Source organism: Staphylococcus sp. GDB9P120P (assembly GCF_017893435.1).
Lineage (GTDB): Bacteria > Bacillota > Bacilli > Staphylococcales > Staphylococcaceae > Staphylococcus > Staphylococcus cohnii.
The window spans coordinates 335,514-357,918 of sequence record NZ_JAESNB010000002.1 but is presented as its reverse complement, the minus strand read 5'-3'; the positions used below and the strand labels follow the sequence as shown (position 1 = coordinate 357,918).

The following is a 22,405-nucleotide window of genomic DNA, read 5'->3' as shown; positions in this document are numbered from 1 at the left end:
TTATAATGAAAACGAGAACGGTATTGAAATCAAAGCGTAAATTTGATTTCATATTCCGCCCTCGTCAGACTAATCTTATGATTTAAAAACAACAATATGTTATTGAAACTTCAGTGGCACAATCGATTGCTACATTGATAAATACATGCAATCGTATGCACTGTCACTTCAATGTTCTCTATATTTTTATAGAATTGGTGACGCTAATTTAGCAATCGCTTGTTTGAATTTAATCCAATTTGATCGCTGTTCATAGCGTTCCTCTGTCAATTCCTTAGATACTTTCATATCTTCTATAAAAGCAGCTTTAAGCTCTTTGACAATGTTTTCATCATACATAAATGCATTAATTTCGAAATTCAATTCAAAACTACGTATGTCCATGTTTGATGAACCTACACTTGCGACTTCATCATCAATAATCATCATTTTCGAATGGATAAATCCATTTTCATACGTATAAACTTTGACACCATCTCTAATCAACTGCGCAACACTTGTAATTGTGGCCCAGTAAACAAAAATATGATCTGGTTTATTAGGAATAATTAACCGCACGTCTACTCCAGCTTTTGCGGCTATACGCAATGCATTGATATAACCTTTATCTGGTATAAAATACGGGCTGTGCATATAAATAGATTCTTTGGCGTTCATGATCATTTTCATATAGCCAAATTCTATCTGATGCCAATTATCACTTGGGGCACTAAGCGCAATTTGCATCGGCACATCTCCACCTTGCTTTGCATTATCTGGGAAATACTTATCATTAAACTCCAATTGTTCACGGTGTGATTGAGAATTCCAATCGTGGATAAAACTGAGCTGTAACGCGTCAACACCATCACCTTTAACCCTTAAATGTGTATCTCGCCAATAGCCAAAGTTTTCATCTAAACCTAAATATTCATCACCAATATTAAATCCGCCCACATAACCAGTCATACCATCAATCACTAAAATTTTACGGTGATTTCTATTGTTTAATCTAAAATTTACTAATGGAATTTTAGCTTGGAAGAAAGCCTCAACTTGTCCACCAGCTTCTTGGAATTTTTTGAATTTTGATTTATGTACCGTTTTAGACCCTACTGCATCATAAAGTATTTTAACTTCTAATCCTTCTTCAGCTTTTTGTTGCAAAATATCGACAATTTCAGAACCCAACTTATCTAATTTCAACACATAATACTCTAAATGAATATACGATTTTGCATTGCGTAAATCTTCTTTCATTTGGTCAAATAACGCATGCCCATCAGTATAAATATCAACATTATTATCGTAACTTAAAAATGTTGGTTCTTTCGTTAGCAATGTATTAACAATATCTGCATGTTTTTTAACTAATCGGTAATCTGAATGATTAATTTCGTTGGTAGCATCTGATAACTGCGTCTTCATTCGTTCCTTCATGTCATCTATCTGATTATGATGAAAACCTTGTTCACGTTTTTTTCGCACTGCTCGTCCAAAGAATATATAAATAACAAATCCTAAAATAGGTACTACAAATAGTAAAAATAACCAAGCCCAAGTCGCTGTTGCATCTCTACGATTCCTGTCTAAAAATACAATAATAAACGCAAGCGCTATATTAATAACAAAGAAAAATGCAAGTATACCTCTATAAATCGGGCTTACACTTGGATCAAAAATAAGTTGCATAATGACACCTCATCGTTTTTTATTAGATTTTAATGAAACTATATTCCTCATTTAATTGACGAAGATATAGTTCAACTTATCAAATCCAATTATTTTAAAAGCTCATTGAAAAACAAAACATGTTGTAAAATATCGTACAATATTTGCATTATACTGTCTATTGTTCTATTGTTTTTTCTATTGTGCGATTACGACCTGCTTGTGAGCCGAATAATGTGATTAATAGTGCAGTGATTAATAAAATACTTAATGAACCTATCCATTGACCTGTGACATCATGTAGTATACCAAACAGTAAAGGTCCTATTGCTGCAAAAAGGTATCCTACAGATTGGGCCATGCCAGATAACTTCGCCGACGTTTGACTATGTTCCGTTCTCAAACTAAAGAATGTATTCACAAGTCCAAACGCTAAACCACTTGCAACACCAACTAAAATCGTAGCAATTAAAGCAAGTTGCGGTGAAAATAACATTATTGAAACACCCACCACAAAACATAAACCAGTCATAAAAGTTAATAAAAATTGTGATTTCATTTTAGTAGCAAATATAGGGGTAATAAATGTTAACGGTATAATAGCGATTTGCATAATTGATAAATACATCCCCGCTTCACTGATAGTCATGCCACTTTGAGATAAATATGCTGGTAGCCAATTAATCAGAGAATAAAAAATAAGTGACTGTCCGCCCATAAGTATTGTTATTTGCCATGATAATGGCGACTTCCAAACATTGACACTCTCTTGAAGTAATGATGCCGTTGTTTCTTCTTTATTTTTCAATTGAAATGCCCATATAATAATTGTAATCAATGTAATGACACCAATCGCACTAATGGCAATATTATAATTAAACGCTTTGACAAATGGTGCCGTTCCATATGAAGATAATCCTCCAAATACGTTCATAACGACAGTATAATAACCTGTCATCACACCTATATGTAATGGGAACTTCGCTTTGATTACTGCAGGTGCAAGTACATTACCAAAACCAATACCAACGCCTATAAGGATGGTACCTATATATAACCATGAAACACCTGTGATAGAACGTACGATTACGCCAATCAGTATTAGCCATAAAGCTACAAAAATCGTTCGTTCTAATCCAAACCGATAACTTGTTTTTGCTGCAAATAGTGAAATGATTGCGAATGCGATTAATGGGACGACTGTAATTACACTAACAGCACTGTTAGACATCGCCAAATCATTTTTTATATCAGGTAGCGCAACTCCGATTGAAGTAATTGGCGCCCTTAAATTTGCACCCACTAACAAAATACCTATAAATAATAGCCAATTAAATGGTTTTACTTTTCTATAATTTTCCATTTTGCTCACCTTACATCATAAATTTTTCTAAACAACATTATATATGGTACAATATGTACGTTATAATGTAAATAGGAGCGATTCACATGTATCATATTCAAAATATTATTGCCAAAAATTTAGCAACTTATCGTAGTAAACACCAACTTAGTTTAGATAAAATGGCCAATCTGACTGGCGTTAGCAAAAACATGTTAAGCCAAATTGAAAAAGGCACATCTAATCCAACAATTACAACATTATGGAAAATTGCTAATGGGCTTCATTTACCCCTGTCACAACTGACATCAACAATGCACGAGCCTGTAGATTTTGTAGATGAATCTGATATTATTCCTATTGTTGAAGATAAAGTTAAGATCTTTCCATACTTTCCTTACAATGAAAGAAAGCATTTCGAAATGTTTAAAATGGAAATTCAACCAGGTGGTAAAATGGTTTCTGATCCACATCATATACAATCTGAAGAGTTTATCATCGTTAACTCAGGTACTTTAAAAATTGAAGTTGGTCAAACTTCTTATACAATTACCAGTAACCAAGCTTTCCGTTTTAATAGTGATGTAGCACATCGTTACTATAATCCAACTGATGAAGTTGTTATACTCACCGCCACTATTCACTATCAAGCACAATAGCAATCAAATTAAAATCTCATCCAACATTAGATACTATCAATGCTACATACACAGTGGAAAATAAAAATATATCAAAAAAGCATGTAACGGCAGTATCATATTTGCGCTTGTTATGTTTATAACGTTCAACATCAATAATTATCTTATTCCATTTGTCATGCACCAAGAACTTCCTGAAATCACAGCGTTAAGTGCCCAATTACCTATGACTACAATCATTCGTACATATATAAAATGATGATTTAATTTTGAAAGCAGTGTAAAAAACTCAGCTGCTTTTAAATGTTTCGTCGCTTCAATGAATCAGCTTACGTACCATTTCAAATAAAATATGCAAATCTATTCTAAAGTAAAGCCCCTCAGTTGATAGCATTAAATAGCTATGCAACTTGAGGGGCTCTCTTCAAAAATGAAAATGCATTTTTTTATTATATGAAGTTATACTTTAATAAACATCTCTTTACATTTAATCAGATTAAGATGCATGTTCGTGAATATTTATATTCGAATTGCAACTTTAGTTATTGTGGAAATGTGTAACTTAAATCCCAACCGATATCGTATTTATCAACCAACTTGGCATATTTCGCTCCCCAAAACATAGTGTCTAACTCCATTTGAACATCGCCTTCGTCTTTCAATTGTTCATACACTTCTTCGATTGCTGTTTCACTATCAAATTCCAAAACAATATAAACATTTCTATCTTGTAACATTGTGTCATCGTCTTTGGGTATATCTGACAACATGAATAAGTTTCCATCAACGTCTAACTGCGCATGAATGACACGATTAGGATCATCTGCAACACTTTCATTCGCTTCACCATACGTCATTGTAGCTTTAATTTCCCCGTTCAGCGCCTTACTATAAAATGCCAAAGCGTCTTTACATTGACCGTTAAAAAACAAATACGGCACTGTCGATTTCAACATAATATCCCTTCTTTTTAAATATTATTTTCTAATATCAAACATACCCTTTAAACATAAATTTAGACAACTGAAGTTTTAACAATACCTTTGAATTCCATACTTAATTATAATTTTCATTCTTATAAAAACTTTTCAATATAAAATGCTGACTCTTCAATTGATTTGAACTCCGTATTAATGACTGTAGCATTTAATTTAGCAAATATTTCTTCGGCATACATCAACTCTTCTTTAATTCTATCGACACTATTATAATCTGTAGGTCCATGTAAACCTAAAACTTTCACACGTTCCGTACGAATATTTAAGATATAAGTAGGACTCGCTGTCAGACCAAATACTTTTAAATTTTTATTTCTAAAGACCTCATCTGGAATATCAACTTCTGGAACTAAAGGAATATTAGCTATTTTATAACCTTTATTCGCTAAATACATACTTAAAGGCGTCTTTGACGTACGAGAAACACCTAAAATTAAAGCGTCAGCTTCTCCTATATCCGTGAAATGTTTACCATCATCATATTTAACAGAATATTCCATTGCCTCAATTCTTTTAAAATAGTTGTCATCCAACTTGCGCAAAGCACCACTTTCTAAAATAGGTGAACAATTCGTATGTTCTTGAATAATGTTAATTAAATCAGACATATAGTCAACATACGGAATTTGTTGTTCTTGAGCATATGCCTGCCCCTTTTTATTAAATTCTGGATTAACTAAAGTCGTTATAACAACTGCACCACGCGCTTTAGCCAATGAAAGTACATTGAGTAGTTCATCTTGATTTTTTATAAAAGGAAATTTTTTAATTTCTATACGCGTGACATCTGGAAATTGTGTTAATGTCGCATGAATCATTCGCTGTGCTGTTTCACCTATAGAGTCAGATACAACGAATAGCGTTAGCTGTTTTTTTTCATTATCATTTAACACGCAATCTACCGCCTTCGACTTCACTTTGAGCAGTTGATAATAAGGCACCTGGCACTCTAAATGGAGAACATGATACATAATCCAAATCTAGTTGATTAAAAAATTGAATTGATTTGTGGTCACCGCCTAATTCTCCACATACGCCAATTTTTATCGTTGGATTTGCCGCTTTTGCTTGTTCTGTTGTTTGTTTAATTAACTGTCCAACGCCATCTATATCGAGTGTTTGGAATGGATCTATCGTTAATATGCCTTGTTCTGAATAGGCATTAATAAATTTACCAGCATCATCACGTGAGAAGCCAAACGTTAATTGTGTTAAATCATTTGTCCCAAAACTAAAGAAGTCACATTCTCGTGCTAAATCGCCAGCAATCAGACATGCTCTTGGCGTTTCAATCATCGTTCCAATCATGTAATGAACGCTTGCTCCCATTTCAGATTGTAAAGCTTCAATGCGTTCAACAACTTGCGACTTTAACGTTGTAAATTCTGAAACAGTAGATACAAGCGGAATCATAATCTCAGGTTGACAATGAATGCCCTGTTGTTTAAGTTTCAATGCACTTTCCATAATAGCTTCTGCTTGCATAATATAAAGTTCAGGGTAAGTAATCGCCAAGCGACATCCACGATGCCCTAGCATAGGATTAACTTCATTTAAACTTTCAATATAATGTTCTAACTCTGAAACAGTGACATTGAGTTGACTTGCCACACTATTTTTTTCTTCAGTTGATTTAGGTAAAAATTCATGTAAAGGCGGATCAAGCAAACGAATAATTGTTGGACGTTCTCCAGATAACTTCAAGATAGTTTCAAAATCTTCTTTTTGATATTCCTTAATTTTATTTAAAGCATTAATTCTTTTATCCTGTGTATCAGATAAAATGAAACGTCTCATTTCAATTAAACGTTCAGGACCAAAAAACATATGCTCGGTACGAACTAAACCAATGCCCTTCGCACCAAATTGGTAACCTGCTTGAATATCTTGTGGTGTTTCGGCATTCATGCGTACATCTAATCTTGCTATTGCTTCTGACCATTGCATAAATTGTTCAAAAGCTTTACTTCTTTCAGCTTTAATCGTTTCAACTTCACCTAAATAAATATCACCTTTAGCACCATCAACTGAGATAATGTCTCCTTCATTTAATGTTCCATTAGGATATGTTACTTTTTTATCTATAACATTAATTTCAACGTCTGAACATCCAGTCACACAACATTTACCCATTCCTCTGGCAACAACTGCCGCATGAGAAGTCATACCGCCATGTGTTGTAACTATCGCCTCACTTGCGACCATACCTTCTATATCTTCAGGCGAAGTTTCAGGTCTCATCAATATCACTTTATCCCCCTGCTCTGCTTTCAATTTTGCAGTTTCCGCAGAAAATACGATTTCACCACTCGCAGCACCAGGGCTAGCAGGAAGTCCCATTTTCGAAACAGCTGTAGCTTTCTCAAGGGCATTATCATCAAAATTAGGATGCAATAATTGGTCAATTGATTTTACTTCAACATTCATAACTGCTTCATTTTTAGAAATTATACCTTCTTCCACTAAATCTACTGCAATATGAATCGCTGCATTAGCAGTTCTTTTACCACTTCGCGTTTGTAAAACATATAATTGTTCGTTTTCAATAGTAAATTCAATATCTTGCATATCTTTATAGTGTTTTTCTAATTGTTGGGAAACTTCTATAAATTGTTGATGGACTTGAGGCATTTGTGCTTTCAATGTACTGATATCTTTTGGCGTTCTAATGCCAGCAACAACATCTTCCCCTTGGGCATTTAACAAGTATTCACCAAATAATTTTGCTTCACCAGTCACTGGATTACGCGTAAATGCAACACCTGTACCACTTTGTGCACCACTATTACCAAAGACCATCTCTTGGATATTAACTGCTGTGCCAATATCGTGTGGTATTTCATTTAATTGGCGATATACACGTGCGCGATCATTATCCCATGATTTAAAAACTGCTTCAATTGCTTCTGTTAATTGCACAATCGGCTCTTGTGGGAATGGTTTATATACTTCTTCCAAATAAACACCTTTAAAATAATCACATATTTCTTCTAAACCTTCAGCTGGGATATCTGCATCATTTTGATAATGGTGTTGTTCTTTATATTGATTAAAATATGTATCAAATGACGTCATCGGTATGCCGTATACTACTTCGCCAAACATTTGTAACAGTCTACGGTAACAGTCATATGCAAAACGTGCATCATTTGTCTTTTCTGCTAAAGTTTTAACATTAATATCATTCAGCCCTAAGTTTAAAATAGTATCCATCATTCCAGGCATGGAAATTTTTGCACCACTTCTTACAGACACTAATAAAAGTGATTCTTTAGAAGAAAATGATTTTTGTGTACGTTGAGAAAATGCTTCTAATTGCTCATGTAATTGTCCAATTAATTCATCTGAAAGATGAGCGCCTTGCTTTAAATACTCAATACACGCTTCAGTAGTAAGGGTGAAACCATCCGGTACAGGTAACCCTAAACGTTTCATTTCAGCTAAATTAGCCCCTTTACCTCCCAATAAATCTTTCATAGCTTTGTTACCTTCATCAAATGAATAAATATATTTCGTCATACAGATTCACCTCAAATTTTTAATATGTCATACTAATTATTATTGAGTATGTCATATTACTTTATAAAAAACAACCAAATTTTTACGATTACTTTTATCGTTCACTTTCTTTAATCTGTTCAGTTAAATTAAATCCATATAAAAAAGCCCTAAGCAATACGATTTCACGATATGCTTAGGACTTTTAATTTTTAATGTATGACATAATTAAAATAAAGATACATTTAACTTTAATTACTAAAAATATTTTTAATTTTGTTCCAATCATTTTTGTTAAACTTTTTTATAAAACACTCCGATTGTTTTCGTTATTAACACCATATTGCAATCTGTAATTTGACAGCATCAGAGTACTTTTTAGGATTTAACCCTGTTTCTTTTTCACATTTTTCTAACCTATACAATAAAGTATTTCTATGGATGTACAATTTTTTAGAAGTTTGCGTTATATTTAAATCATTTTGAAAGAAAGCTTTTAGTGTATCTATACTCTGCTGATCCACATTACTTAATATCCTTTTTTTAAATCGTTCTCTTATATTTTTATCAATTTGATATAAAAGTGTTTTTTCTTCCACATCTTCAAATGAAGTCACGATCTTTCCATTTTCAGCTAACATAAATACCAACTCACACTCTTCATATGCATTTCTAAAGTCTTTTAATCTTTTAAACATAAGACTTGAGGCAATTTGGACTTTCAGCTCTAAGTTTTGAAATATTTGGTATATATTATTGATTTTATTATCTAAAGCTTGCATCGAATGAGCAGTAGCAAGAATAACGATGCGGTTATAATTCGTAAATGCAATTGTAAATGAACTAGCATCTATCCTGCTCGTTAATGAACGAACAATACTATTTCTAGAAAATATCTGTTTTTCGATATCGATAATGATACATTTTCTATAAGTTAATAAATCAATATTAAGTTGTTTCATTAAATATTGAATAAAGGATTTTGATGATTCACTTTTTAATAACTCCTCTATAAATAATTCTTGACTTCGTATTTGTCCCTCCAATTCGTACGTAAAATAATTTTGATAAAGTAACAATTCTGTAGACATTTTAACTAAGTCTGCTACATGTGTTATTTGATTAGGATTACCTGTAATACCAATAACACCAACGATATTATCTTGGAAAATTATGGTAAGTTTATACCTGCCTGAGTACCTTTAAAATGCAAACTATCTTCCTGGTTGATTACCACTGTTTTTTCTTGTTTCAACACTTCAATAGCACCTTCGTGAAGCGTACCGATACGACTTTTATCGAAAGATGCAATAATTACTCCATTAAAATTCATAATATTAATATTAGTTTTGGTTCTTTTAGCTGTTTCTTTAACGATTAGCGTTGCCATTTCTTCAGTCAATATATCCATTTATCTCACCACTTGTTATTTATATACAAATTCAAAGTATTATTTTTGTATAGTTTAACCCTTTTTTCAATATAATAAAATCGTTAAACTTAAAACAACACATTTTAGAAAGCGCTTCATATAAGGAGGAAGATCGACCTTGAATACAGAGATATTATATGGAAAGTCAAACCTTAATATAGAATTACCTGAAAATAGCGTCTTAATAGAGCCAAAACCTATACCTGCACTCGATAATGATATACAAGCCATACGCGATGCATTAAGGAATCCTATCGATTCGGATCCGCTTGAAGATTTAGTACAATCCAATCAAACAGTTTCAATCGTTATTAGTGACATCACTCGCCCTACGCCGAATCATATACTTGTACCACTTATTGTAGAGTCCCTTGCACATGTACCTTTAGAAAATATTGTCATCATCAACGGCACTGGTACACATCGAGATCAAACCGAAGATGAATTAATACAAATGCTAGGTGAAGATATCGTAAACAACATTAGAATTGTACATAATCATTGCAATGATAAACAAACTTTAAAAAAAGTTGGTCATAGTAAATACGGATGTGATGTTTACTTAAACAAAGATTATGTAGATTCTGATTTCAAAATTGTAACTGGCTTTATAGAACCACATTTCTTTGCTGGATTTTCAGGAGGTCCAAAAGGAATTATGCCTGGTATTGCAGGTATAGAAACAATCATGACATTTCACAATGCTAAAATGATCGGTGATATTCGTTCTACTTGGGGGAATATGACAGATAATCCAGTGCAAGATATGACTCGAGAAATTAATGCCATGTGCAAACCTGACTTCATGCTCAATGTAACATTGAACAAAGAAAAAGAAATTACAGAAGTCTTTGCTGGAGAACTGTATAAAGCACATGATTTGGGATGTGCTTATGCTAAAAAACACGCTATGTTCAAATGTGACCATCGTTTTGATGTCGTTATCGCATCTAATTCTGGTTATCCACTTGATCAAAATTTATATCAAACAGTCAAGGGGATGAGTGCTGCTCATAAAGTGGTTAAAGAAGGAGGCAGTATTATCATGTTATCTGAATGCAGCGATGGTTTCCCAAATCATGGTAATTATGCAGAAATACTGAAGATGGCAGACACCCCAGAAGCACTTGTCAAAATGATTAATGACCCAAACTTCGCCATGCTAGACCAGTGGCAAGTACAAAAACAGGCTGTGATTCAGACTTTTGCAGATGTGTATTTATATTCCAAATTAACTGATCAACAAGCAAAAGATGCTATGTTACATCCTGTTTCAAATATTGAAGCAACATTAAAATCTTTAGAACAACAATATGGAAAAGACATGAGTATTGGAGTTATGCCACTAGGTCCCCTTACTATACCGTATGTAGAATCATAATTTTCAATGAGTCCAAAAATATTCAAGGAGGAAATTTAAATGATGACTAAATTACAAGATAAAGAAGTTAAACTTGAAATGATTTTAAAAGAAATGGAAACAGTCGTTATTGCTTTTTCAGGTGGTGTTGATAGTAGCTTAGTCCTAAAAAAAGCAATTGATGTACTAGGTATCAATAATGTAAAAGCAGTGATAGTTAAATCAGAATTATTTAGAAACGAAGAATTTAATCAAGCTATTCAACTCGGTAACACGTTAAATGCAGATATCTTAGAGACTGAAATCGAAGAATTAAAAGAACCACACATCATTAAAAACACACCCGACAGTTGGTATTACAGCAAATGTTTATTATACGCAAAACTAGAAGATTTAAGAAAAACATTTGGATTCAATTATGTGTTAGACGGCATGATTATGGACGATATTTCAGATTTCAGACCTGGTCTTAAAGCGAGATCTGAATATGGTGTGAGAAGCATTTTACAAGAAGTTGAACTTTATAAAGAAGAAGTGCGAGAACTTAGTAAATCAAATGGCTTACCTGTTTGGAATAAGCCAGCACTCTGTAGCTTAGCTTCTCGCATTCCATATGGTGAACCACTTAGTTTCAACAAAGTTAATAAAGTTAATGAAGCGGAAAAATTTATTTTGAGTTTAGATATTAATAACGTTAGAGTACGTTATCATGACAATATTGCGCGTATCGAAGTTGATGAAACGGATATTGTTCCAATTATTCAACATAGAAACCAAATTTCACTACGCCTTAAAGAACTGGGTTTTGACTATGTCACAATTGACTTAGAAGGCTATCGTACAGGTAGTATGAATGAGGTCATACAATCTTAATTTTAACGCTATAATATAAAGGTGGTTTAACTATGACAGGTAAATATGATTCCATTGAATCATTATTGCAAGCTGTAAAAACAGATCAACTATCAATATCTGAGGCTAAAGTAGAATTAAATCAATATGATGAATTAGGTTTTGCAAAAATTGACCTGCATCGTAGAAAGCGCCAAGGATTTCCAGAAGTAATATTTGGCGAAGGTAAAACTGAACAACAATTAGTGAAAATCATCCACTCATTAATATTACACGAAGAAACAATATTAATTACTCGTGTCAATAATGAAAAAGCCAATTTTATTTGTGAAACATATCCTCAATTGGTATATCATGCAACAGCACAAATCGTTTGTACATCATTAGAGCATATTACCAAAACACAACGTCAAGCTGCCATCATTTGCGCTGGCACGTCTGATCTTCCTGTAGCGGAAGAGGCTGCTATAACAGCAGAAGTAATGGGGATATCCGTAAAAAGGTTTTACGATGTTGGGGTCTCTGGTATCCACCGACTTTTCGCTCATATTGATGATATTCGCAACTGCAATGTATCTGTAGTAATAGCTGGCATGGAAGGTGCGTTAGCAAGCGTAGTTGCTGGCTTAGTTGACCACCCTGTCTATGCCGTACCGACTAGTATTGGTTATGGTGCGAATCTAAATGGTGTCACAACATTGTTATCAATGATTAATTCATGTGCACCTGGTTCTAGTGTACTTAATATTGATAATGGCTTCGGTGGTGGTTATAATGCTGCTATGATTGTCAATATGTTGGAACAACATTCAGGGATGGAGTGAATGATATGACAAATACAATATATTTAGATTGTCACGCTGGTATTGCAGGTGATATGTTGCTATCTTCCCTAGTAGATTTAGGTGCAAATATAGCTTACATTGAATCTCATTTACAAAAGTTGCCACTTAATGATTTTAAGCTGCGCTTTTCTAATCAAAACAAGCAAGGTATTCAAGCTAAGCATCTAAACATTGATTTTAGTGAAACGACACATCATAGAACAGCTGCTGATATTACAAATATGATACAGGATAGCGATTTACCTGAAAGAGTTAAAGTACGAAGCCAAAAAGTCTTTGATACGATTGCTCATGCAGAAGCTAAAATTCATGGGATGTCCGTCGAAGAGGTGCACTTTCATGAAGTAGGCGCAATGGATTCCATTATCGATATTATCGGGGGCTGCCTTGCTTTAGAAAATTTGAAAATTGATGAATTACACGCTTCTCCAATTCCAACAGGTGGAGGTAAAGTAAATATCGCTCATGGATTATATCCTGTTCCTGCACCTGCAACGGCAGAAATTTTAAAAGGCATACCGCTCGCTTCTTTTGATATTAATAGCGAATTAACGACACCAACCGGAGCAGCTTTCATTAAAGCATTAACATCTAAAATTGGCCCTTTACCTTCTGTCACAATAGAGCAGATTGGTTATGGATGTGGCACCAAAGACTTTGATTTCCCAAACATATTGAGAGCAATTCAATTCAAAACTAAAGATAATACACCAACGCAAGTCCAAGTAATAGAGAGTCAGATTGATGATATGTCTGCTGAAATGCTAAGTTACTTTCTTGAACAAGTTTTAGAAGATGGTGCATTAGATGCATACTTCACACCTATCACTATGAAAAAAAGTAGGCCAGCCACTCAAATCACAGTCATTTGTAAGATAGAAAATGCACAATTTTTCGAAGACTATGTTTTAAAAAATACATCGACATTAGGTATTAGAAGTTACACGGTTAATCGTAAAGTACTCCATAGACAATTCGAAACAATTCATACAAATTATGGAGCGATTTTAGTGAAAACAGCAATGTTAAACGGCAAAATAATTAAGGCAAAACCAGAATTTGAAGATGTGCGAAACGCCGCAATTCAAGCCAACAAACCATTCTTACATGTATATAATCATATTAATCAAGAGATTCAAAAACATATACAGATTGATTGAACTACTTAAAAAGTTATGACACATAAATCCTAATATAATAAGCCTATAACTGAGATTCTGTAAAATTCAGTTATAGGCTTATTTCATTTTAGCATTTAATATGATTAATTATTTTTTGTGTTTTCTGGCTTTTGAGCATCCGGATTGGTGTATTTTGACGGATTGTAATCGGCACCTTTCGTATAATCAGCAGAAGCATCCCATAATAAAAATTCATTTATATCATGATCTTTTAACGCTTGTACTTGTGCAGTTACTTCTGTTTTGTCATAGACTTTATACTGCCCTTCTCCTAAATAAGATGCTGTAAAATCTTGAAGCCATGGACGAGATTTAACCTTTTTATGATCGATATCTTTGAGTGCTTCTTTTTCCTTATCAAGATAACGATCCACTGTTTTATAAGGTTCTGTATCTGGAGCTTCTAATCCAAAATCACCTGGACTCCAATGAGAAGGATAAATCATCGATGAAATGACATCTACATTCTTTGCGATTTTAGGGAAACTTTGCCCAATACCTGGTGTTTCTTTAACAGTAGCTGCGTAACCAAAAACATCAGCGGATGTTTGAACATCGTATGATTTCAAATCTTTACGTGCTGTTTTTAAAAAATTAGTAATCGTATCCACACGTTGCTCAACATGATTTAAATCACTATTTTTATATTTTCCATTTGAATACTGCAGTGATTTATCCTTATTTTCAAATCCCTCAGGAAATCGAACATAGTCGAATTGTACTTCTTTAAATCCTGCTTTAGCCGCTTCTTTTGCAACTGCAATATTATAATTCCATACTTTATCATTAAAAGGATTTGAAAAACTATCTCCACCTTCATTTTCCCAAACATTACCATCAGACGTTTTAAATGACCAATCCGGTTTTTTTTGAGATAATCTAGAATCTTTAAATGTAACAATACGTGCAATTGGATAAATATTGTTTTTTTCCATCGCTTTCATGATTTTTTTCACATCAACACTATTCACTGTATTACTGCTAATCAATTTATTGTCACTTTTAAAGTCCATCGTTATATTTCCTTCATCATCTTTAACATCAATTACCATGGCATTTAATTCTGTTTCATTTATAAATTGAATGAGCTCTTCAAAGTTTTTACCATTTGCTGAATTAGGTGTGACATAGATACCTTTCACACCGTCTTTTGGATAGTCAATATCACTATATGTATGCTTATTCGATTTGCTTGTGCTTTCTTTTCCTCCATTTGTTTCTTTTTCATTGTTAGAACCACTGTTACAAGCTGACATCATTAATACGGTCACAAGTAGCATCACTATAAATTTCCAAACCCTCATTAAGTTATCTCCCTTCCCCTTAATCATTTCAACGACAAAAACATTTCAATGACAAATAAGTATTACAATACACATATTATAGTATTTTAATATTTTAAACAATGTAAATTCAAAACTTTTATTTACAAAAAAGACAGAAATAGCGATCAACTGACGTATTGACGACTTATTTCTGTCTTTTAGCTGTTATTTTTAATATTATGAAATCAACTGGTCCAAATTTTATTTAATTGAAGGTCCTATGCTTAAATTTGCACTCGTTAATGCTTGCTCTAAGACATCTAGTACATGAATACTGTGTTCTAATTGTCTTGTTGCAAATATAGTATTTTGTTCCCGAATCACTTTTTCGATTTTCACAAATTCTTCATACATTCGATGCTTGTGTGCATTTACTTGATAATACTGGGTACCACCAGTGTGATATTTTAATTCGAATGCATTCAACTCGTTTGTAGGACCTTTAAGATTAATTGTAGCTTTGTCTCCTTGAATATAAGATTGATTATCAGAACTAGAGTCTTTAGCCCCGATACAAACCACTTTCATATCTTCATATTCTAATTGTAAGATACCAGAAGTATCGATATTTTTTTCAATATTTGCAAAGTATGTCACTTTATTAGGTTCACCAAATAAGCCTACTGCTAAATGGATATTGTAAACATTTATATCCATTAATGCGCCCCCGCCCTTACTTGGGTCAAATGCTGGTTGAATAATGTCATTTTTAAAATCATCAAATCTTGAAGAATACTGAGAATAGTTAAACTGAGCAATTTTGCAATTCCCAATTTCTGGTATGCTTTGCTTTAGTACGTCATAATTACTTAAATACAAATTTGTAATAGCTTCAATTATAATCACATTTTGTTGCTCGGCTAAATCTTTTAGTATGATGAGCTCTTCTGCAGTTAATGTAAATGGTTTTTCACAAATCACATGCTTATTTTGCGCTATTGCTTTACGTGCGTATTCAAAGTGAAGATGATTGGGAACAGCCAAATAAACAGTATCTATCTTTTCATCTTCTATAAACGCTTGATAATCTTCATAGACTTGTTTAATATCAAATTGCTTTTGCAATTGAGCTACATTCTCAGGATTACGTCCAGTAGTCACTATGCTTTGTATATGAATTTCAGGTACCTCTGACATCACTGGCAATGCTTCTTTTACAATTTTTCCGGCTCCAACTATACCTATATTCATAAATTTCCCCTTTTTTATCATAAAAATTTATTGTCTATATTGAAATAACTATGACTTTTTCGAATCAAAAATCAAATCATCCATTACGATCATAAAGGCTGTAATATTTATCTGTTCAGCCTTATAATGCATAATACGTCATAGTTTGTTTGTCCATTTTATCATCTGTATATAATTATATTTGAATGTTTCAGGACAATTTTAAATGTTGAGTTAATATCACTTTATTACGTGGTCTTGTACTATTTCCCAAGAAATAACTGCTTGTGTACAAATCATTTACCACTACATTGATTTTAGCAAATGTTCACTCTTGTTATTAACTTATAATTAATTCAACGAGTTCTTCTGCTGACGTTTTACCGAAATAGTAAGGAATATCAATTTCACTTAAAGCATCAAGCAAATCTGCTTTAACAACTCGAACACCAATAAGTTGCTGTTCAACTTCTTTAATCTCACCTTGTCCGAAAAAGTCACCATAAATACGACATGCAACAATCCGACCTTGTTCAACGGCTAGTGTGATATCAATGGTGCCTGCAGCTAATTTCGCATCTCTATTATATTCATAACGTGGAGAACGTCCATAGTTCCATTCCCAATTCTTGTATTTTTTTGCCACCATTTCATCTATTACATGCCAGTCTGCTTCACTTAATTCGTAACGTTTAACGTCATTGATATCGTCTAAGCCCAATAATTGTTTAATCATTAAGTCTTTAAACTCATGTATAGTAATATTTTGATATTCAATTGCTAAATTGTCACGAATACTTCCAACTCTCGACCTAACAGATTTAATTCCTTTAGATTCAATTTTTTTACGGTTCGGTTTCAACACTTTAATCATTGCTTCGTAATCAACATCTAATAAGAGTGAGTAACCACCATAGATACGTCCATTGATCAAAGTCATTGCAGCACCAGAAATTTTCTTTCCATTAATCTCTAAATCATTACGCCCACTTTGAACGACTTCAGTAGCACCTAAATTATGTAACGCCTTAATTGCTGGCTCATAAAACTTTTGAAAATCACCATATATCGAATTATCATTTTGTAAAAGACAGCACATATTCACAGCACCACGATCTACATAAACTGCGCCACCTCCAGTTTCACGACGCATCACTTGTATACCGTGTTCATCTATATAATCTTGATTAATCTCTACTGCTGTATTTTGAAAACGACCTATTTCTACTTTTGGATCGCAATAATAAGGTAATAAAATATCATCATCTAAAAAAATATTTTGACTTACATAGACTTGCATTGCAGTATTAACTGCACCGTCTGTTATATATTCACCATTTCGAATCGGTTCAATTAAATACATAGTTTTCTCCTACTTTGCTAATTTATTATTTGCTTCTAAAACTAATGTCGAAATATCATCCGTTAAATGTATTGTTCGTTCACGTATATTTTGAGGTATCCTATATGCTTTTTTATTTAATGTCATAAATAATGCATCAGAATTCTGTCTTGTCATACGTTGAAAAGGATGTTTCACAAACTGAGGTGTAGTATAACCAATACCGATTTCTAAATATAGAACTTTTCCTTCCTTATGATTTTCAAGAAACTGATTGTAACGAGATAATTGTGCCTCAAAATCTGCATCTTCTACCATACCGACTTGTGCTTTTCGCTTATTAATTTCCATAGGTGCATCACATTTGGGACAATGTGGTACAAGTTCGCGCGGCACTTCCATATTTGATTGCTCTTGGATCATTTGACGGATTGCCTCATCGTCTCTATAGGTTTGTGGATGACAATGTTGACTACACTGCCATAGAATATATTCACCTTGGATATGAAATACTTTGTCCAAATCATAACCAGCAACTGCAAACGCATTATCTGCATTAGTGGTAATAATATGATGCGCTTTGTTTTTTAGTATTTCTTTCAGCGCAACATAGGATGCACCTACTGGTTGATCTAAATAATTCAATGCAACAAATCTACTTTGAAATGCCCAGTATTCTTGCCAACTTTCAAATGTATGAAGACTTGCTTGCAACATATCAAAAAATCCATATTTTTCTATAAAATCCGGAAAATTTTGGGTAAATCTTTTTCCTATATACGTAAACCCATCTGAAGCAGACATACCTGCTCCTATGCCTACAACTACTGCATCTGCTTCATCTATAGCTTGTGCTAATACATCAGATTGACTACTTTGATTTGTTGACATAACACGCCATGTTGTTTCAGTCATAACGTTTTAGCTCCTCCTTATATAATTGTGCATCTGTATCAGTAAACACGTTAAAAATAATCTTCGTATCATCCATATGATGCTCTTTTTTATAATCCAATACAGTGTTAATGGCTATCTTTGCAGCTTCTGCTTGAGGAAAGCCAAACACACCTGTAGAAATACAGCAAAACGCTATACTTTTTAGCGAATGTTGTTTTGCAATTTCTAAACAACTTCGATATGCGCGTGCCAACAAATCTTTATTCATATCAGATACAGGTAATTTGCGAACTTGTGGCCCTACTGTATGAATTACATATTGGGCTGGCAAATTATATGCTGATGTTATTTTAGCTTTTCCTATACCTTCTTTTTTCCCTTGTGCTTCCATAATTTCATGACATGCCAAACGTAACTGTACCCCAGCTTTAGTATGAATGATGTTATCAATACAATTATGATTAGCTTCAAAACAACCTAATAATTGACTGTTTGCTGCATTCACTATCCCATCTACTTTGAGTTGAGTGATATCTCCTTGCCATAAAAATACATCATCACCAATCATTGGCGACAATGTATCAATATGAGTAACATGTTGACGATTCATCGTTTGTAAAAATGCATCTTGTACATCTAAATAAGTGTCAGCAATAGGTCGAGGTAATCTTACATTGGCGAGCCCTCTATACATTTCCCAACGTGATGTTTCATCTTCCGGTAAATTTAAAGTTGTTTCACCATGTGCTTCACGCCATAAATATTCAATTAAATAAGATAAGCGCTCTTGTTGTTGCATATATTATGCCTCTGGTAGTGCGTTAAATGCTGCTTCATCAACATTTTCTAATTTAACTAACCAATTCTCTTCTGGTTTTTCTGAATTCAAAATTGTTGGTTCATCTTCTGCTTTTGTATTTCGTTCTACAATCGTACCAGCTAATGGAGATTGAACATCTAACACTGTCTTAGAAGCCTCAATACTTACTATTTCGTCATCTACTGTCACTTCATCGTTACCTATAAATTCTACGTAACCAACTGTACCTATATCGTCTTGTAACTCTGGCGTCATACTATAAACATATTGTGCGCCTACTTTTTCTACCCATAAATAATTCGCTAATTTTTTCATAATAAATACTTCCCTTCATAAATAATTTATAAATATATTTCTGCAAGCAATTCAATAGCTCGACAACGTGCTTCAATACTCGGTATCAAAGGCACCACCATGACTTCATCTGCATTAAAATCTTGTATCATGCGATCTATTTGTGGCTTTGCACTTTCTTTGGCGCCCACAATGATGCGTGCACGACTTTGAGCTATTTGTCGCTCATCTTTCTCTGTACAATGATAAGATTGTGCTGTTTCAGGCGAGGGCATACGTTCAAATTCAGCAAACTGTTCCTTACCTAATAACCATATATCTAGACTTTGGCCCAAAATTTCTGCTTCTTCTACTGTATCAGCTAATGCAATAAAGACAGTAATCATCACGGATGGCGCCATATTTAATGACGATGGTTGAAATGCGTCTCTATACATTTTCACACTATCTTTTGCTTTAGCTATTGCTTTAGCATTAGGTAATAGAAAAGTACCTAATGTATAACCCATACCTTGTGCCCCCACCTTTTTAGCCGATGCTACACTGGTGCTTAGCAACCACATGCTGGGTATGAATTTCGTACTTGGTTGTGCTACAACGCGATGATGTCGCTGCTGCGTCTGTTGCTCTGTTAAATAATGTCTCACATCTTCAATAGACTGCCCGTAGTCTAAAAAGTGTGATTTTGTTTCATTCATCGCCGATTTCACTTGAGCAGTACCTGCATTATTGCCAATACCTAAATCGACACGTCCAGGATGAAGTGCTTCTAACATACGGAAGTTTTCAGCAACTTTATATGGGCTGTAATGAGGTAACATCACCCCACCTGACCCCAGAGAAATGTTTTTTGTTTTATTTAAAATTTGCATCATTAATAATTCAGGACTACTACATGCAAATGCTGGTACATTATGATGTTCTGTTAACCAAAAACGTTTATAGCCGAGTTTGTCAGCTAACTGTGCTAATCGAACAGTATCTTGTAAAGCTTCTTCGGCAGATTTGCCTTCGTCAATCACAGCATAATCTAACACATTAAATTGAACCACGTGAATTACCACCTCCACCAATCATACATTATACAATACGCTTTGTTAACGATTGTTCTTAAAGCAAGTATATTTGAGTATCTTATGACTTTCAGTTAAGATAAATGCAACGTAACATCACTATACACTCTACTTAATACAACATGCGTCCACTTTATATTGTCTACACCTTATAGGATAACGGATATAGAGAATTTTTGTTAGATTTTGTTTAAAAAATTTCTACTTTTTAATCGTTTTGACCCTTTTATATTTAAGTGTTACTTTAAAATTATTAATAACAACGAAGATAGAGGTTATAATTATGAATATGAATTACAATGCATTATTAAAGCCACTAACATTGCCAAATGGTATTGTCTTAAACAACCGTTTTGTTTTATCTCCAATGACAACTAATTCTTCTACACAAGACGGACATATCACAGAAGCAGATATTAATTATGCACGACGTCGTGCACACTCAGCACCACTTCAAGTTACTGGCGCCGCTTATATTGAACCTTATGGACAATTATTTGAATATGGTTTTAGCATTACTGATGATAGTTGTATCCCTGGCTTAACAACTTTAGCTAATGCTATGAAACAAAATGGCAACAAAGCAATACTACAACTTACGCATGCCGGTCGTTTTTCAAATCAAGCTATTTTAAACTTTGGTCAAGTATTTGGTCCAAGTGCGATGACCTTAAATTCTCCAATTAAGCATGAAGTTTTATCTATGACTACAGACAAAATCAAATCCGTTATACAACAATACGCAGATGCAACATCACGTGCAATTAAAGCAGGGTTTGATGGTGTTGAAATTTCAGCTGCACAACGTTTATTAATCCAAACTTTTTTCTCGACTTTCTCTAATTTAAGGACCGATGAATATGGTAGCCAAAATTTAGAGAATAGATCACGCTTTGAATTAGAAATATTAAAAGCTGTTCAAAATGTTATTGATCGAGAAGCACCTTCACAGTTTATTTTAGGTTATCGTGCCACACCCGAAGAAACACGTGGTAGTGATGTAGGTTACACTGTTGATGAGTTTAACCGTCACTTAGACTGGGTGTTAGAAACTGCCGACATTCAATATTTAGCGATTGCAAGTTGGGGACGTCAAATCTATCAAAATAAAGTACGTTCTGAAGGAAAATATAATGGAGAATATGTCAATGCGGTCGTTTATAAATATCTCAACGGACGCATTCCACTCATAGCTAGCGGAGGTATTAATTCTCCTGATAGTGCTTTGGATGCCTTACAAAATGCGGATATGGTGGGCATGTCATCACCATTCGTCACTGAACCAGACTTCGTTACTAAATTAAAAGAACAAAGACCAAATGACATTGATTTACATGTAACTCTGGAAGATATAGATGAATTAGCTATCCCTTATGCTGCTTTTAAAGATATTGTAAAAATGATGGATTATGGTGAAGGTTTAAAGAAAGAAACTCGAGATGAATTGCGTAAACTTGAAACAAATTATGATGAAGTAAATTATAAAGAAGTAGATCATAAAAATGGGACATAAGGCTTCCACGATATAAAAATTATGATTCTAAAAACACACACGATGAAAATCATCATCCATGTATTCAACAAATTCAATACTTAATAACTAGTTACAAAATGCACTAAAATGCGCTTTGATATTTGTTTCAATCATATTTTGTTAAACATTTTTTAAAAAAGCAGGCTCGAAAATT

Annotated in this window: 19 protein-coding genes and 1 pseudogene; 6 read left to right on the top strand and 14 right to left on the bottom strand. The window is 33.6% G+C overall.

The window, feature by feature from the left end:
* Positions 1-186: 186 nt before the first annotated feature.
* Both cls and KA856_RS01600 read right to left on the bottom strand, forming a co-directional pair.
* On the bottom strand, positions 187-1,671 hold the full coding sequence (gene cls, locus KA856_RS01605; RefSeq protein WP_210138440.1) for a cardiolipin synthase: 1,485 nt from the start codon (positions 1,669-1,671) through the stop codon (positions 187-189).
* 157 nt (positions 1,672-1,828) lie between these two features.
* Positions 1,829-3,013 (bottom strand): CynX/NimT family MFS transporter, encoded by a 1,185-nt coding sequence (locus tag KA856_RS01600; RefSeq protein ID WP_210138439.1) that lies wholly within the window; start codon positions 3,011-3,013, stop codon positions 1,829-1,831.
* A gap of 86 nt (positions 3,014-3,099) precedes the next feature.
* Here KA856_RS01600 and KA856_RS01595 point away from each other — a divergent pair, with 86 nt between their 5' ends.
* Entirely contained in the window at positions 3,100-3,651 is a 552-nt protein-coding gene (locus KA856_RS01595; RefSeq protein ID WP_107385772.1) for a helix-turn-helix domain-containing protein, read from the top strand.
* A 521-nt stretch (positions 3,652-4,172) separates the two neighbouring features.
* On the opposite strand, the gene KA856_RS01590 is transcribed toward KA856_RS01595, so the two are convergent.
* From KA856_RS01590 to KA856_RS14095, 5 genes and pseudogenes are all read right to left on the bottom strand, one after another.
* Complete coding sequence (locus KA856_RS01590) at positions 4,173-4,586, bottom strand: VOC family protein (RefSeq protein ID WP_107383820.1); 414 nt, start codon at positions 4,584-4,586, stop codon at positions 4,173-4,175.
* Positions 4,587-4,705: 119 nt separating this feature from the next.
* Positions 4,706-5,521, bottom strand: a complete 816-nt coding sequence (locus KA856_RS01585; RefSeq protein WP_107383819.1) for a pyruvate, water dikinase regulatory protein — start codon at positions 5,519-5,521, stop codon at positions 4,706-4,708.
* Positions 5,511-8,147, bottom strand: coding sequence for a pyruvate, phosphate dikinase (gene ppdK, locus KA856_RS01580; RefSeq protein WP_210138438.1), 2,637 nt, complete (start codon positions 8,145-8,147; stop codon positions 5,511-5,513). The genes KA856_RS01585 and ppdK overlap by 11 nt, the downstream gene beginning before the upstream one ends.
* Before the next feature lie 311 nt (positions 8,148-8,458).
* Positions 8,459-8,767 carry a PucR family transcriptional regulator gene (locus KA856_RS13825; RefSeq protein WP_245336593.1) on the bottom strand — a complete coding sequence of 103 codons (309 nt, stop codon included), beginning with the start codon at positions 8,765-8,767 and terminating at the stop codon, positions 8,459-8,461.
* A gap of 420 nt (positions 8,768-9,187) precedes the next feature.
* Positions 9,188-9,516, bottom strand: a pseudogene (locus tag KA856_RS14095) (sugar diacid recognition domain-containing protein); the annotation flags it as partial.
* A 160-nt stretch (positions 9,517-9,676) separates the two neighbouring features.
* On the opposite strand from KA856_RS14095, the gene larA reads away from it, so the two are divergent.
* From larA to larC, 4 genes are read left to right on the top strand one after another with little or no spacing between them, the layout of a single operon-like run.
* Positions 9,677-10,939 (top strand): nickel-dependent lactate racemase, encoded by a 1,263-nt coding sequence (gene larA / locus KA856_RS01570; RefSeq protein WP_107385766.1) that lies wholly within the window; start codon positions 9,677-9,679, stop codon positions 10,937-10,939.
* A gap of 42 nt (positions 10,940-10,981) precedes the next feature.
* A complete protein-coding gene (gene larE / locus KA856_RS01565) occupies positions 10,982-11,791 on the top strand; it encodes an ATP-dependent sacrificial sulfur transferase LarE (protein ID WP_154409512.1) in 810 nt (269 codons plus the stop codon).
* A 32-nt stretch (positions 11,792-11,823) separates the two neighbouring features.
* Positions 11,824-12,594 (top strand): nickel pincer cofactor biosynthesis protein LarB, encoded by a 771-nt coding sequence (gene larB / locus KA856_RS01560; protein WP_210138437.1) that lies wholly within the window; start codon positions 11,824-11,826, stop codon positions 12,592-12,594.
* Positions 12,595-12,599: 5 nt separating this feature from the next.
* A complete protein-coding gene (gene larC / locus KA856_RS01555; RefSeq protein WP_107385764.1) occupies positions 12,600-13,775 on the top strand; it encodes a nickel pincer cofactor biosynthesis protein LarC in 1,176 nt (391 codons plus the stop codon).
* A gap of 104 nt (positions 13,776-13,879) precedes the next feature.
* On the opposite strand, the gene KA856_RS01550 is transcribed toward larC, so the two are convergent.
* The 7 genes from KA856_RS01550 to KA856_RS01520 all read right to left on the bottom strand — a co-directional run bounded on the left by KA856_RS01550 (position 13,880) and on the right by KA856_RS01520 (position 20,696).
* Positions 13,880-15,100: a putative glycoside hydrolase gene (locus tag KA856_RS01550; RefSeq protein ID WP_210138436.1), complete on the bottom strand. Its 1,221-nt coding sequence runs from the start codon at positions 15,098-15,100 to the stop codon at positions 13,880-13,882.
* Positions 15,101-15,322: 222 nt separating this feature from the next.
* Complete coding sequence (locus KA856_RS01545) at positions 15,323-16,312, bottom strand: Gfo/Idh/MocA family protein (protein ID WP_210138435.1); 990 nt, start codon at positions 16,310-16,312, stop codon at positions 15,323-15,325.
* Positions 16,313-16,631: 319 nt separating this feature from the next.
* Complete coding sequence (gene lplA, locus KA856_RS01540) at positions 16,632-17,654, bottom strand: lipoate--protein ligase (RefSeq protein ID WP_210138434.1); 1,023 nt, start codon at positions 17,652-17,654, stop codon at positions 16,632-16,634.
* A gap of 9 nt (positions 17,655-17,663) precedes the next feature.
* Complete coding sequence (locus tag KA856_RS01535; protein WP_107385762.1) at positions 17,664-18,548, bottom strand: SIR2 family NAD-dependent protein deacylase; 885 nt, start codon at positions 18,546-18,548, stop codon at positions 17,664-17,666.
* Positions 18,541-19,329, bottom strand: a complete 789-nt coding sequence (locus tag KA856_RS01530) for a protein-ADP-ribose hydrolase (protein WP_071560224.1) — start codon at positions 19,327-19,329, stop codon at positions 18,541-18,543. Before KA856_RS01530 ends, KA856_RS01535 begins: the two co-directional genes overlap by 8 nt.
* 3 nt (positions 19,330-19,332) lie before the next feature.
* Positions 19,333-19,665, bottom strand: a complete 333-nt coding sequence (locus tag KA856_RS01525; RefSeq protein ID WP_210138433.1) for a glycine cleavage system H family protein — start codon at positions 19,663-19,665, stop codon at positions 19,333-19,335.
* Positions 19,666-19,691: 26 nt separating this feature from the next.
* Positions 19,692-20,696, bottom strand: a complete 1,005-nt coding sequence (locus KA856_RS01520) for an LLM class flavin-dependent oxidoreductase (protein WP_210138432.1) — start codon at positions 20,694-20,696, stop codon at positions 19,692-19,694.
* 304 nt (positions 20,697-21,000) lie between these two features.
* Here KA856_RS01520 and KA856_RS01515 point away from each other — a divergent pair, with 304 nt between their 5' ends.
* Entirely contained in the window at positions 21,001-22,230 is a 1,230-nt protein-coding gene (locus tag KA856_RS01515) for an NADH-dependent flavin oxidoreductase (protein ID WP_210138431.1), read from the top strand.
* Positions 22,231-22,405: the final 175 nt, after the last annotated feature.

Bases quoted from the DNA above. Each gene is read 5' to 3' on its own strand.
- lplA (WP_210138434.1), bottom strand. From the start codon at position 17,654: ATGTATTTAATTGAACCGATTCGAAATGGTGAATATATAACAGACGGT.
- ppdK (WP_210138438.1), bottom strand. From the start codon at position 8,147: ATGACGAAATATATTTATTCATTTGATGAAGGTAACAAAGCTATGAAA.
- larB (WP_210138437.1), top strand. From the start codon at position 11,824: ATGACAGGTAAATATGATTCCATTGAATCATTATTGCAAGCTGTAAAA.
- cls (WP_210138440.1), bottom strand. From the start codon at position 1,671: ATGCAACTTATTTTTGATCCAAGTGTAAGCCCGATTTATAGAGGTATA.
- larE (WP_154409512.1), top strand. From the start codon at position 10,982: ATGACTAAATTACAAGATAAAGAAGTTAAACTTGAAATGATTTTAAAA.
- KA856_RS01550 (WP_210138436.1), bottom strand. From the start codon at position 15,100: ATGAGGGTTTGGAAATTTATAGTGATGCTACTTGTGACCGTATTAATG.
- KA856_RS01590 (WP_107383820.1), bottom strand. From the start codon at position 4,586: ATGTTGAAATCGACAGTGCCGTATTTGTTTTTTAACGGTCAATGTAAA.
- larC (WP_107385764.1), top strand. From the start codon at position 12,600: ATGACAAATACAATATATTTAGATTGTCACGCTGGTATTGCAGGTGAT.
- KA856_RS01595 (WP_107385772.1), top strand. From the start codon at position 3,100: ATGTATCATATTCAAAATATTATTGCCAAAAATTTAGCAACTTATCGT.
- KA856_RS01600 (WP_210138439.1), bottom strand. From the start codon at position 3,013: ATGGAAAATTATAGAAAAGTAAAACCATTTAATTGGCTATTATTTATA.
- KA856_RS01515 (WP_210138431.1), top strand. From the start codon at position 21,001: ATGAATATGAATTACAATGCATTATTAAAGCCACTAACATTGCCAAAT.
- KA856_RS13825 (WP_245336593.1), bottom strand. From the start codon at position 8,767: ATGTTAGCTGAAAATGGAAAGATCGTGACTTCATTTGAAGATGTGGAA.
- KA856_RS01525 (WP_210138433.1), bottom strand. From the start codon at position 19,665: ATGAAAAAATTAGCGAATTATTTATGGGTAGAAAAAGTAGGCGCACAA.
- KA856_RS01545 (WP_210138435.1), bottom strand. From the start codon at position 16,312: ATGAATATAGGTATAGTTGGAGCCGGAAAAATTGTAAAAGAAGCATTG.
- KA856_RS01535 (WP_107385762.1), bottom strand. From the start codon at position 18,548: ATGACTGAAACAACATGGCGTGTTATGTCAACAAATCAAAGTAGTCAA.
- KA856_RS01530 (WP_071560224.1), bottom strand. From the start codon at position 19,329: ATGCAACAACAAGAGCGCTTATCTTATTTAATTGAATATTTATGGCGT.